The 14,235-nt window shown below is 64.5% G+C and carries 13 protein-coding genes; 3 read left to right on the forward strand and 10 right to left on the reverse strand.

The window, feature by feature from the left end:
• Window positions 1–340 precede the first annotated feature (340 nt).
• Entirely contained in the window at window positions 341–1,789 is a 1,449-nt protein-coding gene (locus tag DL899_RS01890) for a D-alanyl-D-alanine carboxypeptidase family protein (RefSeq protein WP_111732087.1), read from the forward strand.
• A gap of 40 nt (window positions 1,790–1,829) precedes the next feature.
• Here the strand turns inward: DL899_RS01890 and ccoS are convergent, their stop codons facing one another.
• The 9 genes from ccoS to ccoN form a co-directional block, all read right to left on the reverse strand.
• Window positions 1,830–1,988 carry a cbb3-type cytochrome oxidase assembly protein CcoS gene (gene ccoS, locus DL899_RS01895; protein ID WP_111732552.1) on the reverse strand — a complete coding sequence of 53 codons (159 nt, stop codon included), beginning with the start codon at window positions 1,986–1,988 and terminating at the stop codon, window positions 1,830–1,832.
• A 5-nt stretch (window positions 1,989–1,993) separates the two neighbouring features.
• On the reverse strand, window positions 1,994–4,180 hold the full coding sequence (locus DL899_RS01900; protein ID WP_111732088.1) for a heavy metal translocating P-type ATPase: 2,187 nt from the start codon (window positions 4,178–4,180) through the stop codon (window positions 1,994–1,996).
• A gap of 4 nt (window positions 4,181–4,184) precedes the next feature.
• Window positions 4,185–4,649 (reverse strand): FixH family protein, encoded by a 465-nt coding sequence (locus DL899_RS01905; protein WP_111732089.1) that lies wholly within the window; start codon window positions 4,647–4,649, stop codon window positions 4,185–4,187.
• Window positions 4,646–6,130 carry a cytochrome c oxidase accessory protein CcoG gene (ccoG, locus tag DL899_RS01910; RefSeq protein WP_111732090.1) on the reverse strand — a complete coding sequence of 495 codons (1,485 nt, stop codon included), beginning with the start codon at window positions 6,128–6,130 and terminating at the stop codon, window positions 4,646–4,648. The genes DL899_RS01905 and ccoG overlap by 4 nt, the downstream gene beginning before the upstream one ends.
• Window positions 6,131–6,158: 28 nt before the next feature.
• The gene (locus DL899_RS01915; protein WP_111732554.1) at window positions 6,159–7,082 is read right to left on the reverse strand and encodes a LysR family transcriptional regulator; all 924 of its coding nucleotides are present in this window, start codon (window positions 7,080–7,082) and stop codon (window positions 6,159–6,161) included.
• Between the two features lie 298 nt (window positions 7,083–7,380).
• Window positions 7,381–8,247, reverse strand: a complete 867-nt coding sequence (gene ccoP, locus DL899_RS01920; RefSeq protein ID WP_111732091.1) for a cytochrome-c oxidase, cbb3-type subunit III — start codon at window positions 8,245–8,247, stop codon at window positions 7,381–7,383.
• 5 nt (window positions 8,248–8,252) lie between these two features.
• Complete coding sequence (locus DL899_RS01925) at window positions 8,253–8,453, reverse strand: cbb3-type cytochrome c oxidase subunit 3 (protein WP_111732092.1); 201 nt, start codon at window positions 8,451–8,453, stop codon at window positions 8,253–8,255.
• Between the two features lie 11 nt (window positions 8,454–8,464).
• Window positions 8,465–9,235: a cytochrome-c oxidase, cbb3-type subunit II gene (ccoO, locus tag DL899_RS01930; protein WP_111732093.1), complete on the reverse strand. Its 771-nt coding sequence runs from the start codon at window positions 9,233–9,235 to the stop codon at window positions 8,465–8,467.
• 42 nt (window positions 9,236–9,277) lie between these two features.
• Complete coding sequence (ccoN, locus tag DL899_RS01935) at window positions 9,278–10,882, reverse strand: cytochrome-c oxidase, cbb3-type subunit I (RefSeq protein ID WP_111732094.1); 1,605 nt, start codon at window positions 10,880–10,882, stop codon at window positions 9,278–9,280.
• Window positions 10,883–11,117: 235 nt separating this feature from the next.
• Here ccoN and DL899_RS01940 point away from each other — a divergent pair, with 235 nt between their 5' ends.
• Window positions 11,118–11,957, forward strand: a complete 840-nt coding sequence (locus tag DL899_RS01940; protein ID WP_111732095.1) for a universal stress protein — start codon at window positions 11,118–11,120, stop codon at window positions 11,955–11,957.
• Window positions 11,958–12,046: 89 nt separating this feature from the next.
• Here the strand turns inward: DL899_RS01940 and fnrL are convergent, their stop codons facing one another.
• A complete protein-coding gene (fnrL, locus tag DL899_RS01945) occupies window positions 12,047–12,793 on the reverse strand; it encodes a transcriptional regulator FnrL (RefSeq protein ID WP_111732096.1) in 747 nt (248 codons plus the stop codon).
• Window positions 12,794–12,861: 68 nt separating this feature from the next.
• On the opposite strand from fnrL, the gene hemN reads away from it, so the two are divergent.
• Window positions 12,862–14,217, forward strand: a complete 1,356-nt coding sequence (hemN, locus tag DL899_RS01950; RefSeq protein ID WP_111732097.1) for an oxygen-independent coproporphyrinogen III oxidase — start codon at window positions 12,862–12,864, stop codon at window positions 14,215–14,217.
• The last annotated feature ends 18 nt before the right edge of the window (window positions 14,218–14,235 follow it).

Below are 14,235 nucleotides of genomic sequence, written 5' to 3' on the forward strand. Positions count from 1 at the left end.
GGAGCAATTGGAACTCTTCGATGCACTGAGCCTGAAAACACCCTCCTGAAACGGCCCGGTTGTGGCAAAAGCAGATATCCCGCATCAATAATATCAATCACTTACGCGTTTAACTGTTGAAGTTGGGGGACAACATCTTCAACACAGTTTTGCCGCATTGGCCGTGATAGCGCCTGCCCTGTTAGATGCCACTACATGTTGATCCAATTTTCTTAAGAACTCCCCGAATCCCATTGAAATGACACCTTTATTTGAAACCTGCTCTGTGCTAGCCTTAGGCCAATAATAACACGTCGCCGGGCATCAGCCACGGTTGGCGAGAGGCAGTAAGAGCAGGTTCATGAGAACCCAAAGCAGACAGCCCATTCGATGGGGGCTGGTCGCGTTGGCCGCCTTCTGGATGTTCGTGATCGTCCCACTCAGCGTGGCGGCGGCACCCTATGCCGCGTTCGTCATGGATTCGCGCAGCGGCGAGGTTCTGCATTCCAGAAATGCAGACACCCGGCTGCATCCGGCATCCCTGACCAAGATGATGACGCTTTATATCGTGTTCGAGGCGGTCGAGAACGGCGAGATCGGGCTTGATGACCGGGTGACCATCTCGCGGCACGCAGCCAGCGAACCGCCCAGCCGCCTGGGCCTGCGTGCGGGCCAGAAGATACGGCTGCGCTATCTTATTCGCGCGGCTGCCGTGCGTTCCGCCAACGATGCCGCTACGGCGCTGGCCGAGGCGATCGAGGGCTCAGAGGCGCGGTTTGCGCGCCGCATGAACCGGACCGCCCAGGCGATGGGCATGACCCGCACGACATTCAAGAACGCGCATGGCCTGACCGAAAGCGGGCACCTGTCCACCGCCCGCGACATGAGCATCCTCGGGCGGCACCTGATCTATGATTACCCGGAGTACTATAACCTCTTCAGCCGGCTCACCGCCGATGCCGGCGTGAGCACCGTCCGGCACACCAACCGCAAGCTGCTGAGCAGCTATCGCGGCGCGGACGGGATCAAGACCGGGTACACCAATGCATCCGGCTTCAACCTGACCGCCAGCGCCGAGCGCGGCGGCGTCCGTATCATCGCCACCGTCTTTGGCGGGCGGTCGTCGGCGACGCGTAATGCCAAGGTGGCGGAACTGCTGGATCTCGGCTTTCGCCGGGCGTCTTCGCGTGTGGCGCTATCGCGGCCCGCGCGCCCGGCCTATCTGGGCCCGATCGGTGGCGGAAGCGACGACCCGAATGCCTATGGCCGCAAGGTACGGCTGATCGGGGCGGCTGCCGTTCGCCGCAGCCTGCGCCCGCAATTGCGGCCGCAGACAGAGCCAGCGGTCGCAATGGTCGAGGTTGCCGAGGCCGATATCGAGCAGGCGGTGCAGGCCGCGCAGCAGGTGCCGGAACCTGAACTGGCCGAGGGCGACGAGGCCGGCAGCGATGCGCTGCCTTCGGTCAAGCCGCCTGTTCGTCCTGCTGACCTGACCCTTGCCAGCGCCGAGGTTGTCATGCCCCCCGATGAACCCGAAGAGCGCCTGGTCGAGCGGGTTTCGACATCCGGCGGGCGGCACTGGGGCATCACGGTGGGCCGCTATCCCAGCCAGTACAAGGCGCGCAAGGTGCTGTTGCAGATCGCGCTGAGCGAGCTTGGAACGCTGGACGGCAGCCTGCGCAAGGTGCGCAAGCGCCCCGACGGCTATGACGCCAATTTCATGGGCCTGACGCGCGAGACGGCCGAACTGGCCTGCCGCCGCCTGCAGGCGCAAAAGATCACCTGTTTCATGATCGAACCGACGGGCTGAGGCGGGCAGGGGCTGCTAGCGGCTGCGGCCCCAATGCGGCCTAGCGTTTCGGGTGGTCGTCGTATTCGTCGCTCAGGATGCGGCGGGCGTCGCCCTCGGGGTCGTCGTACTGGTTGCTCTTCACCGTCCAGATGAAAAAGCCCAGACCCAGCCCGCCAAGCACCAGTGAAATCGGAATGAGATAGACCAGCACGTTCATCGGCGTCACCTCAGCCGCAGGGCGTTCAGCGAAACGGTGATGGATGAGGCCGACATCGCCAGTGCGGCGATCAGCGGCGAACACAGCCCTGCCATCGCAAGCGGCACGGCGATGATGTTGTAAAGCGTTGCAAGGCGGAAATTTTCCGTGATGCGCCGGGTGGCCGACTTTGCCGTGCGCAGCGCGTCCGCGATGGGGGACAGATCGCCCCCCAGCAGAACGATGTCGCTGGCCACGCGCGCGGCATCCAGCGCCGACGCGGGCGATATCGACACATGCGCCGCCGTCAGCGCCGCAGTGTCGTTCAGCCCGTCGCCCACCATCAGCACATGCCGGCCGTCATCCGCCAGCGCGGCGATGCGTGCGGCCTTGTCCGCCGGCAGCGCCTCGGCCATCCATTTGCCGATGCCCAGCCTTTGGGCCAGCGCCTCGACCGCCGGCGCACTGTCGCCCGAGATCAGGTAAACTTGCTTGCCCGATGCCTGCAGCGCGGTAACGGCCTCTTCTGCGCCTTCGCGCAGGCGGTCGGCAAAGGTGATGGCGATGGCGGGCTTGCCTTCGCGCTTGAGGAAAGTGGCGGTCTTGTCGCTCGGCGTTGCGCCGACCCAGGATGCCCGGCCAAGGCGGACCTCGTGCCCCTGGTGCAGACCCTTGGTGCCGTAACCCGGCACCTCGGTCAGGTCTGACACCTCTGCCGCCACGATGCCGGCGGCCAGCGCCGCACGTTCGATAGCCTGTGCCAGCGGGTGGGCCGAGCCGCGCGCCAGCGCCAGTGCCAGCGCGATGTCGGCGCGGTCAAGCTGGTCCAGGTTTTCGGGTTCGGGCGTGCCGGCGGTCAGGGTGCCGGTCTTGTCGAATATGACGGTCTCGACCTGCGCCAGCCGTTCCAGCGCGGTTTCGTGCTTGATCAGCATACCACGGCGGAACAGGCGCCCGCTGGCGGCGGTGGTGACCGCCGGCACGGCAAGACCCAGCGCGCAGGGGCAGGTGATGATCAGCACCGCGGCGGCGATGTTGAGCGCGGTGCGCATGTCCCAGGTGGCAAGATACCAGCCCAGAAAGGACAGCGCCGACAGGATGTGCACGCCGGGGGCATAGAGCCGGGCCGCCCGGTCGGCCAGCGGCGTATAGCGCGACCGCCCCGATTCCGCGACCGCCACCAGGTCGGCCATCCGGTGCAGCGACGTTTCAGTCCCCACCGCCGTGGCGCGCAGGGTCAGCGGACCGGTCAGGTTGACCTCGCCAGCGGAAACCGCCTGGCCGGGGCCGGCAAAGACCGGCACCGTTTCACCCGTCAGCAACGAGCGGTCGATCTCGGACGTGCCTTCGGTGATTTCGCCATCGACCGGCATCCGCCCGCCCGGGCGCACCCGCAGCAGGTCACCGGCCGCCAGCGCGGCCACCGGCACGGTCTCCTCGGTTCCGTCCGGTTTCAGCCGGATGGCGCGGGGCACTTCGAGCGCGGTCAGTTCCTCTGCCGCCGAGCGCGCCGCCGCGCGGGTGCGGTGATCGAGGTAACGCCCGGCCAGCAGGAAAAAGGTCAGCGCCAGCGCCGCATCGAAATAGGCGTGTTCGCCCGACAGCGATGTTTCCCAGACCGAGGTGACCACCGCCAGCGCGATGGCCAGCGTGATCGGTACATCCATGTTGAGCTGCCGGTTGCGCAGCGCCGCCCAGGCATTGGCAAAAAAGGGTTGCCCGGAAAAGGCGATGGCGGGCAGGGCGATGGCGGCCGAGATCCAGTGAAACAGGTCTCGCGTCGGCCCCTCGGCGCCGGACCAGACCGACACCGACAAGAGCATCACGTTCATGGCCGCGAACCCGGCCACCGCCAGGCGCATCAGCAGCGCGCGCCCGGCGCGGTCGGTTGCCGTGCTGCTCAGCGTGCCGGGGTCGAGTTCGTGTGCCTCGTATCCCAACCTCTCGACCAGGGTGCGCATGTCCTCGGCGGTCACCTCCGGTTCGGCGGCGATGCTGGCCCGCTTGAGCGTCAGGTTGACCCGCGCCGAGATAACGCCGGGATGGGCGTTGAGCGCCTTTTCGATCTTGTTGATGCAGGCCGCGCAGTGGATCGTCGGCAGACTGAGCGCGATCTGCGCCTCTTGAGGGGCTTGGGCCGCCACGGCGACCGCCGCCGGCGCGGCAGCACAGGCAGGGCAGGCAGAGGCGGGTGGGCGCATGGTGGCGGTCATCGCGTCAGCCTCTGTCGATCACCAGTTCGCGGCGCTGGTGGAACAGCGTGCCGTCCTCGGCATAGGCATTCAGGCGCAAGATCCACTTGCCCTTGCCCAGCGCCACCGGCGCCTCGAACCGTTCGCCGGCCCAGGTCAGTGTCGGCAGCGTGTCGTCGGCGTCCTCGGTCGGGCGTCCGACGCTGGCCTCTATTCGCGCGGGGCGCACCGGCTGACCGGCGGCATCGGTAAAGGCCAGATAAAGCGTGCCGTCTGTGACCCCGGCCTGCAATTCCCAGCCCAGCGCCTGTTGCGCCGCGCGGCGGGTGTCAAAGCTTTGCGATGCGATATAGCCGTTCCTGACCTCAAGCCCGGGAAAGCTGCGGATCGCGGACACCGCCAACAGGATGTTGACCCCGATGATGATGCCGAAGGCGGCGACAAAGCCGATCAGAACATGCTTGCCCGTAATCTCGCGCACGGCCATCATTTTCCTCCCCGTCCGTTGAACACGGTGTCCTTGTGTGCCCGGTCGCCATTGGTGGTGTCCTCGACCCAGAGCCGCACGTCGGTGTGGTGCCCCTCTGCCGGGGCAGTACCCTTGGGCGCGACCAGATAGACACGCTGCAGCCGCTGGGCGTTGGCGTCAACCGTCACGATGTTGTTTTCGGCGCCTTCCACCTCCAGCTGGATCGCCGGATCGGCCTTGACGCTCAGCTCGAATGGCCGGGTTTCGCCCTGCTTGTTGCGCAGGCGCACCTCGTAGGTGTTGCGGATCGACCCGTCGGCCAGGGTCACGAAGGTCGGGTTGCGCACCGGTGCCACGGTCATGTCGATGTCGGGCCGGATGAACAGCGCAACCACCAGCCCGATACCCACCGCCGACCACAGCGCGGTGTATAGCATCGTACGGGGGCGAAAGACGTGCTGCCAGATCGGCTTGGGCGACTTGCCGCCGCGTTCGCGTTCCTCGTCGGTCAGCGCCATGTAGTCGATCAGCCCGCGGGGCTTGCCGATCTTTTCCATCACCTCGTCGCAGGCGTCGATGCACAGCGCACAGGTGATGCATTCCATCTGCTGGCCGTCGCGGATGTCGATCCCCATCGGGCAGACGTTGACGCAGGCCATGCAGTCGATGCAGTCGCCCTGCTGGGCCCCTTCCGCCACGGCCTGGGAATGCTTGCGCGGCTCGCCCCGCCATTCGCGGTAGCCCACGGTCAGCGTGTCCTCGTCCATCATCGCCGCCTGGATGCGCGGCCAGGGGCAGGCATAGATGCAGATCTGTTCGCGCGCGAAACCGCCAAAGAAAAAGGTGGTGCCGGTCAGCACGGCGATGGTGGTATAGGCGATGGGATGCGCGTTGAGCGTCGCCAGGTCGGTCAGCAGCGTCGGCGCGTCGGCGAAATAGAACACCCAGGCGCCACCGGTACCCACCGCGATCAGCAGCCACACCACCCATTTGGTCACCCGCAGCCGGGCCTTGCGGAAATCCAGCTTTTTCTGGCGATAGAGGCGCAGGCGGGCGTTGCGGTCGCCCTCGATCCAGCGCTCAACAAGGATAAAGAGGTCGGTCCACACCGTCTGCGGGCAGGCATAGCCGCACCAGACACGACCCAGTGCCGAGGTGAACAGAAACAGCCCCAGCCCCGCCATCACCAGCAGGCCGGCGACGAAATAGAACTCGTGCGGCCAGATCTCGATCCAGAAAAAGAAAAAGCGCCTGTGGGCGAGGTCGATCAGGACCGCCTGATCGGGCAGTTCCGGGCCACGGTCCCAGCGCAGCCAGGGCGTGACATAGTAGATGCCCAGGGTGATCGCCATGATCACCCATTTGAAATTTCGGAACTTGCCGTAGACCCGCTTTGGGAAAACCGGCTCTCGCGCGGCGTAAAGGGTGGGTCCTGTCGTTGGTTGGGGTTCTGCCACGGTATCACTCCACTGGCGTCTGTGGTCCACGTTGCCTTGTGTCATCTAGCATTTGAAGCAGCTTTGACATGCGTCAAATTGTGACTCCGGCGCTGACCAATTGATCGGCCGCGGGTCCGGCATTCTCTGCTGCCTGGTTTCGCAGCCATTTGATGAAGGCCCGAACAGGGGGGCGCGGCACGCCGCCGGGGCGGGTGACGATGTAGTACCCGCAATCCTGCGGTTCCTCGAACAGCAGCCGCAGGCGACCGGCGGCGATGTCATCCTCGACCCATTGCCGGATCAGCAGCGCCACGCCCTGCCCCTGGCGCACACCTTCGAGCATCAGGTTGCCGGGCACCATTGTCACCGCGCCTGCGCGGATCCCGGCCAGCCCCTTGCCGGCCAGCCAGTCGGTCGATTCGCTGGTGCCGTATTCCTGCACCCAGGGCAGGCCGACCAATTCGGTCGGGGCGGTGATCGCGCGGTCGCCCACCAGGGATGGCGCGGCCACCACGACAAGGCGGGCGATGAACAGGCGTTCGGCCTCTACCCCCGGCCAGCTGCCCATGCCGTGCCGGATGGCGATGTCGATGCCGCCGGGTTCGGGCATCACCAGGTCGGGCGTGGGGTTGATCATCACGTCGATGTCGGGGTGGCGCAGGCGGAAATCCAGCATCCGGGGCATCAGCCATTGCGCAGCAAAGCCCGGCGTCGTGGTCACCTGCACCGGCCGGTCGGCGCCGGCGCCGGAAATATCCTCGACCGTGCGTGCGATCGTGCCGAACCCGGCCGTCACCGCATCGGCCAGCTGCCGGCCCTGCGCCGTCAGCATCAGCCGCCGCGCCGCACGGTCGATCAGCGGGACCCCGATATGCGCCTCGAGCGCGCGCAACTGCTGGCTGATGGCGGCGTGGCTGACATTCAGCCGCTCGCCGGCGCGCTGCACCGATCCGGTCTCGGCAAAGGCCGAGAACGCCCGAAGGGCGGAAAGCGGAGGCATGGAGTGCCAGTCAATCATGAAAGCCCAGCTTACATAGCGCAATTATTCCTGAGTCGCAGGATGACGCCTTTCGGTCCACATTGAAAGGCATGAAATCATCCCTGGGAGCCGGGACAATGCTAGGAATTCTTGCAAGATCGTTCGCCACCGCCACGCGCACCGACTGGCCCGGGCAGGGTACTGCGTCTTCGCGTTCGTGGTGGGAAGGGCGCCTTTGCCGCAAGTTGCGCGGCGTATTCGGCCTGTTGCCAATGCCGAGATAAGAAAAAACCGCGGGCGGCACACAGGCCGCCCGCGGGATTTGTATCAGGCGTTATTCACCGCCGCCCAGCTGGTGGACATAGGAGGCAACGGCGCGGATCTCGGCCTCGCTCAGGCGGGCCTGCCAGGACGGCATCACCCCGTAGCGGCTGTTGGTGACGGTCTCGACGATGGTGCCGTAATCACCGCCATAAAGCCAGATCGCGTCGTTCAGCGCCGGCGCACCCTGGAAGACATCGCCGCTGCCGTCATCCATGTGACAGACGGCGCAGTTGTCCAGGAACACCGTTTCGCCCGCGGCCGCTGCTTCGGCATCGGGCGGGGTGTTGCCCGACAGCGTCATCACGTAGTTGGCGACCTGGACGATCTCCTGCTCTTCGAGGATGTCGCCAAAGACCGGCATTTCGGAATAGCGCGCGTCGGGGTCATCCTCGTTGCGGACGCCGTGGGTGACGGTGAGGTGGATGTCCTCCATCGTGCCGCCCCACAGCCAGTCGTTGTCCAGCAGGTTCGGATAGCCCTTGGCCCCCGCCGCACCCGAGCCGTGGCACTGGGCGCACCAGGTCTTGAACACTGCCGCGCCGGCCGAGGTGGCATAGGCGGTCAGTTCGGGGTCTTCGCTGATGGCGGTCAGTTCGACCGAGGCGAGACGGTCGTTGATCGTGGCGTTGGCGGCCTCGGCCTGGGCAATGGCCTCGGCCACGTTTTCACGTGTCGACCAGCCCTTGTAGCCCTCGGTGGCGCCCTGGATCAGCGGCCAGGCGGGATATGCGATCGAATACCAGATCGCCCACACGATGGTGGCGTAGAAGACCCACAGCCACCAGCGCGGCAGCGGGTTGTTGTATTCCCGGATGCCGTCCCACTCGTGGCCCGTGGTTTCCGGCTCCTGACGTTCCTGTTTGGGTAGTCTTGCCATCGTCCTTACGCCTCCTTGGTCTTGGCGCTGTTCCCGCGCCGCGGGGCGGGTTTGTCTTCGTGCCGGAAGGGGATGTTGCGGGGCTCTTCATAGGTCTTGGTGGCGCCGGGGCGCATGACCCAGAGCACCACGCCGATGAAGAACGCGAACAGGGTCAGCAGCATCCAGCTGTCGGCGAACTGTCGCAATAGGGTGTAGTGTTCCATCCTTGCCCCCTTTACCGGCTGGCCACGGGCGTGAAGGTCGAGAAATCGACCAGCGTGCCCAGCATCTGCAGATAGGCGATCAGTGCGTCGGCCTCGGAAATACCCGGCTGGCGGTCGAAGTTGCGCACGATCACCTTGTCGCCATAGCGTTCCAGCAGCCCGTCATAGTCGCTGTCGGGATCGGTCTGCGTCCGAAAATCGTCCGCCGCGTTGGCGATCATCTCTTCGGTATAGGGCACGCCAACCAGCGCATCGGTGCTTAGCCGGTCCTCGACGTATTCGGGCTCGATCAGCCGGTCTTCGAGAAAGCCGTATTTGGGCATCACCGATTCCGGCACCACCGATTGCGGATCGCGCAGATGATCGAGGTGCCATTCATCCGAATAGCGCCCGCCCACGCGCGCCAGGTCGGGCCCGGTGCGTTTGGACCCCCACTGGAACGGGTGGTCGTACTGCGATTCCGCCGCCAGTGAATAGTGACCGTAACGTTCCACCTCGTCGCGCATCGGCCGGATCATCTGGCTGTGGCAGACGTAACAGCCCTCGCGGACGTAGATGTCGCGCCCGGCCAGTTCCAGCGGGGTGTAGGGGCGCATGCCCTCTACATCCTCGATGGTGTTTTCCAGCCAGAACAGAGGTGCGATCTGCACGATGCCGCCGATCGTCACCACCAGGAAGGCAAAGATCGTCAGCAGCGTGATGTTTCGTTCAAGGATCTGGTGCTTGTCGAGCAGGCTGCGCTTTTTCGGCCGCTCGCCAACACCAGTCGCGGAGGTGGGCATCGGGGGTTTCTTGTCTTCGGTAGCCATTGTTCGTCCCTCCTCTTACTCGGCCGGAACGACAGAGTTGGTCGGCGCGATGGCCGGGCTCCGTCTGACGGTCATGAAGAGGTTGTAGCACATGATCAATGCGCCGGTGATATACAGGACACCGCCCAGCGCACGCACCACGTACATCGGGAACTTGGCGGCAACGGTGTCGGCGAAGCTGTTGACGAGGAAGCCGTTTGCGTCGACCTCGCGCCACATCAGCCCTTCCATGATGCCGGTCACCCACATCGACGAGGCGTAAAGGATGATGCCGATGGTGGCGAGCCAGAAATGCCAGCTGACCATGCTGAGACTATAGAGCCGCTCGCGGTTCCACAGCTTGGGCACCATGAAGTAGAGAGCACCGAAGGTGATCATGCCGTTCCAGCCCAAGGCGCCGGAATGCACGTGGCCGATGGTCCAGTCGGTGTAGTGCGACAGCGAGTTCACCGCGCGGATCGACATCATCGGACCCTCGAAGGTGGACATGCCGTAGAACCCGATCGAGATTACCATCATGCGGATCACAGGGTCTGTACGAAGCTTGTCCCACGCGCCCGACAGCGTCATCAGGCCGTTGATCATGCCGCCCCAGCTGGGCATCCACAGCACGATCGAGAACACCATGCCCAGCGTCGAGGCCCAGTCGGGCAGCGCGGTATAGTGCAGGTGGTGCGGACCGGCCCAGATGTAGATAAAGATCAGCGCCCAGAAGTGGATGATGCTCAGCTTGTAGCTGTAGACCGGGCGTTCGGCCTGTTTCGGCACGAAATAGTACATCATGCCAAGGAAGCCGGCGGTCAGGAAAAAGCCCACCGCGTTGTGGCCGTACCACCATTGCGTCATCGCGTCCTGCACGCCCGAGAACAGCGCCACCGATTTCGACCCGAAGATCGAGACCGGGATCGCCAGGTTGTTGACGATATGCAGCATCGCGATGGTGACGATGAAGCTGAGATAGAACCAGTTGGCGACGTAGATGTGGCGCTCGCGCCGCTTGACGATGGTGCCCAGGAACACGGCCAGGTAGGCCACCCAGACCAGTGTCAGCCACCAGTCGACATACCATTCCGGTTCGGCGTATTCGCGCGATTGCGTGGCGCCCAGCAGATAGCCGGTTGCCGCCAGCACGATGAACAGCTGGTAGCCCCAGAACACGAACCATGCCAGGTTGCCGCCCCAAAGCCGCGCCGCGCTGGTGCGTTGGACGACATAGAGCGAGGTCGCGATCAGCGCGTTGCCCCCGAAGGCAAAGACCACCGCCGAGGTATGCAGCGGCCGCAACCGGCCGAAATTGAGGTATCCCTCGGCCCATTCGAAATTGAGCTGCGGAAATGCCAGTTGAAAGGCGATGAATGTGCCGACCAGGAACCCGACCACGCCCCAAAGCGAGGTCGCGATCACACCGTAGCGCACGACGCCATCCATGTATTCGCCCGAAAGATCGGTTTGCAGCACCGGCTCGTCAGTGTTGCGCAGCACCCAGATGAATGCGACCGCCGCAGCCAGGGCTATGGTCAGCGCATTCACCATGTAGGCCAGGTCACGCGCGTAATTGGCGGCGATCAGCGCCAGGAGCACGACCACCCCCAACGCCACCAGCTTGACATAGTTTGCCATGTTGTCTTGTCCCCTCGTCTCGTCAGACCACGCGCAGCACCAGCGCACGCGGATACGTTCAGACCGTCCCACTAATGCGCCCGCGGCGCAAAGGATACTTTGATCTGCATCAATAGCCCGCCGGCCTGAGAATATTCCACCCGGTCACGGCCCAGTTGATGCGTGTCAAAGTGGCGCACTGGCAGTAGGCGTAGCCTTGCGGTGATTTGGCTTTCAAGCGGAGGGACTAGCCGGAATGACCTACAAGAGCCTCTTTTCGGTGCTTACGGATGTGGCGCTGGTTGACGAAACCCTGGATCACGCGGTCGCGATGGCCCGGGCGTATGACGCACATCTTGATGTGCTTTGCCTTGGCGTCGATCGCAGCCAGACAGGGTACTACTATGCCGGGGCCAGCGCAGTGGTGCTGCAGGAAACCCTGGCGCGGGCCAAGGAGGATGCCGAGGAGATCGAGGAAAAGGTACGCAAGCGCCTGAAGGCCGAAGATATCCTGTGGGGTGCAGAGGCGGGGGTGTCGCAACTGGCCGATATCGGCCGTCACGTTTCCACGCGGGTACGGTTTTCCGATCTGGCAATCCTGCCCAAACCCTATGGCGAGGGGCGCGGGGTCGAGCTGGAGCCGGCCACCGAATCGACCCTGTTCGAGGGCAGCACCCCGGCGCTGATCGTGTCGCCGGACGCCAAGCCGCAGCCCCGGCCCCGTCGGATCATGGTGGGCTGGAACGAAAGCACCGAGGCGCTGTCGGCAGTGCGCGCGGCGCTGCCGCTGCTGTGCGCGGCCGAAGAGGTGCACGTGGTGGTGATCGACCCGCCCACGCATGGCCCGTCACGGTCCGACCCCGGCGGTCTTTTGTCGCAGTACTTGGCCCGCCACGGCGTCCGGGCTGAGATCGACGTTCTGTCCAAGACCCTGCCCAGGCTGTCGGACCTGCTGATGCGCCACGCCGCCGACATGGATGCGGATCTTATCGTCATGGGCGCCTATGGCCATTCGCGTTTCCGCGAGGCGATCTTTGGCGGTGCCACCCGCACGATGCTGGAAGAAGCGACCTTGCCGGTGCTGATGGCGCACTAGGGCCTGCCACGCCCCGCCTACCGGGGGGGGCGGAACCCTTGTCACAAGGACAGGCCCCGGGTCATACCCGGGGCGGGCAAGGGGGATATTCAGGCCAGCAGGCCGCCGTCGCAGTCGTCACCGGCTTCTTCCATCAGCCGTTCGAAATCGGGCACGGTGACGTGGCGCTTGCCTTCCAGAACGATGATCCCGTCCTTGCGCAGGGCAGAGATCTGGCGGCTGACCGTTTCCAGCGTCAGGCCCAGGTAATCGGCCATTGCCTCACGCGTGAGCGGCAGATCGAAGGTCATCTTGCCGTGTGCCTTGCCGAATCCCAGCGTCGCGTCGCGCCGGGCGATAATCGTCAACAGCGAGGCGATCTTTTCGCGCGCGGTCTTGCGCCCGAGCACGAGCATCCATTCACGCGCGGCATCCAGTTCGTCCAGCGTCATTTCCAGCAACCGGTGGGCGATGTTCGGGGTGTTGCTCATCAGTTCTTCGAACGGCTTGCGTCTGAAGCAGCACATCACCATGTCCGTTGTCGCCACTACGTCATAAATGGCTTTCTCGCGCCCCGGCCGGCCGATGAAATCCGATGGCAGCAGCAGCCCCACCATCTGCGTGCGGCCGTCCTCCATCGCTTGGGTGAGTGTGGCGATGCCCGATACCACCGAACCAACGAAATCCATCTGATCGCCGGCCCAGACCACCGTCTGTCCGGCCTGGAAATTGCGATAGTATTTCACGCGATCGAGTTGTTCCAACTCGTCCGCTTCACAGCGGGCGCAGACGGCACGGTGCCGAATCGGGCACTCGCCGCAATCGCGCGGAGCGGTCTTGGTCTCTTCTTTCAGCATGAAACAACCGCCTGGAATGTTGATCTGGGTCAAAGTTCTTAATCGACGCGCCTCCTAAAGCTAACCTTATGGTCACGAAATCACAACTGGGCAGGTTGGGTCTTTTCGACGCAAAGGTGCCCCGCTACACCAGCTATCCCACCGCACCGCATTTCAGCCGTGATGTGGGGGCGGATCAGTTCACACAGTGGATCGGCGCGATACCGCCGGATTCACGGGTGTCGCTTTATGTGCATGTGCCGTTCTGCCGGCGGCTGTGCTGGTTCTGCGCCTGCCGCACCCAGGGCACGCAATCGGACAAGCCGGTGCTGGCCTATCTGGAAACCCTGCTGACAGAGTTGCGGATGCTGGGCGATCTGTTGCCCGAGGGGGTCACCCTGTCGCGGCTGCACTGGGGGGGCGGCACGCCCACGCTGCTGGCGCCGCAGATGATGGAAGACCTGGCCGGCGCGATCCGCGAGGTGGCGCCGTTCGATGACGATACCGAATTCTCGGTCGAGATCGACCCGAGCGAGATAGACGGTGACCGGCTGGATGCGCTGGCGCGTGCGGGCATGAACCGCGCTTCGATCGGGGTGCAGGATTTCGACCCCCAGATCCAGGCCACTATCGGACGGCTGCAGGGCTATGACATTACCAAGGATGCCGCCGACGAAATTCGCGCCCGCGGTGTGGCCAGCCTGAACGCCGATATCCTGTATGGCTTGCCGCACCAGTCAAAGGCCCGAAGCACCGCCAGTGTGCAGAAGCTGCTGACGCTCGAACCTGACCGGGTGGCGCTTTATGGTTATGCGCATGTGCCGTGGATGGCCAAGCGCCAGCAGTTGATCCCGTCGGATGCGCTGCCGACGCCCGAGGAACGGCTGGAGCTGTTCGATACCGCGCGGCGGCTGTTCCTATGGGACGGCTATGACGAGATCGGTATCGACCATTTCGCCAAGCCCACCGACGGCTTGAGCACCGCCAAGGCAGAGGGCCGGCTGCGGCGCAACTTTCAGGGATACACCGAAGATACTGCCGAGGTTCTTATCGGGGTCGGCGCCTCGTCGATCTCGCGCTTTCCGCAGGGCTATGCGCAAAATGCCCCGGCGACCGGCGCCCATACCGCCGCCATCCGCGAGGGGCGTTTTTCCACCACCCGCGGGCATGCCTTTTCCGACGAGGACCGGATGCGCGCGCGGATCATCGAACAGATCATGTGCGATTTCCGCGTCGATGCGGCGGAAATCCAGGACTGTTTCGGTATCGCCACCGACGAGCTGAACGAGATGCTGCGCAAGGTGGCGGAGGGTTTCGAAGGGCTGGTCGAGGTGTCGAATATCGGTCTTTCGATCCCGCAGGAGGCCCGCCCTCTGACCCGCATGATCGCGCGCGGTTTCGACGCCTATGAACTGGACAAGGCCGGCCACAGCTCGGCCATCTGAGATCGGGACGGCCCGGCG

Origin of the sequence: Roseovarius amoyensis, assembly GCF_003260265.1 — a bacterium.
Taxonomy (GTDB): domain Bacteria; phylum Pseudomonadota; class Alphaproteobacteria; order Rhodobacterales; family Rhodobacteraceae; genus Roseovarius; species Roseovarius amoyensis.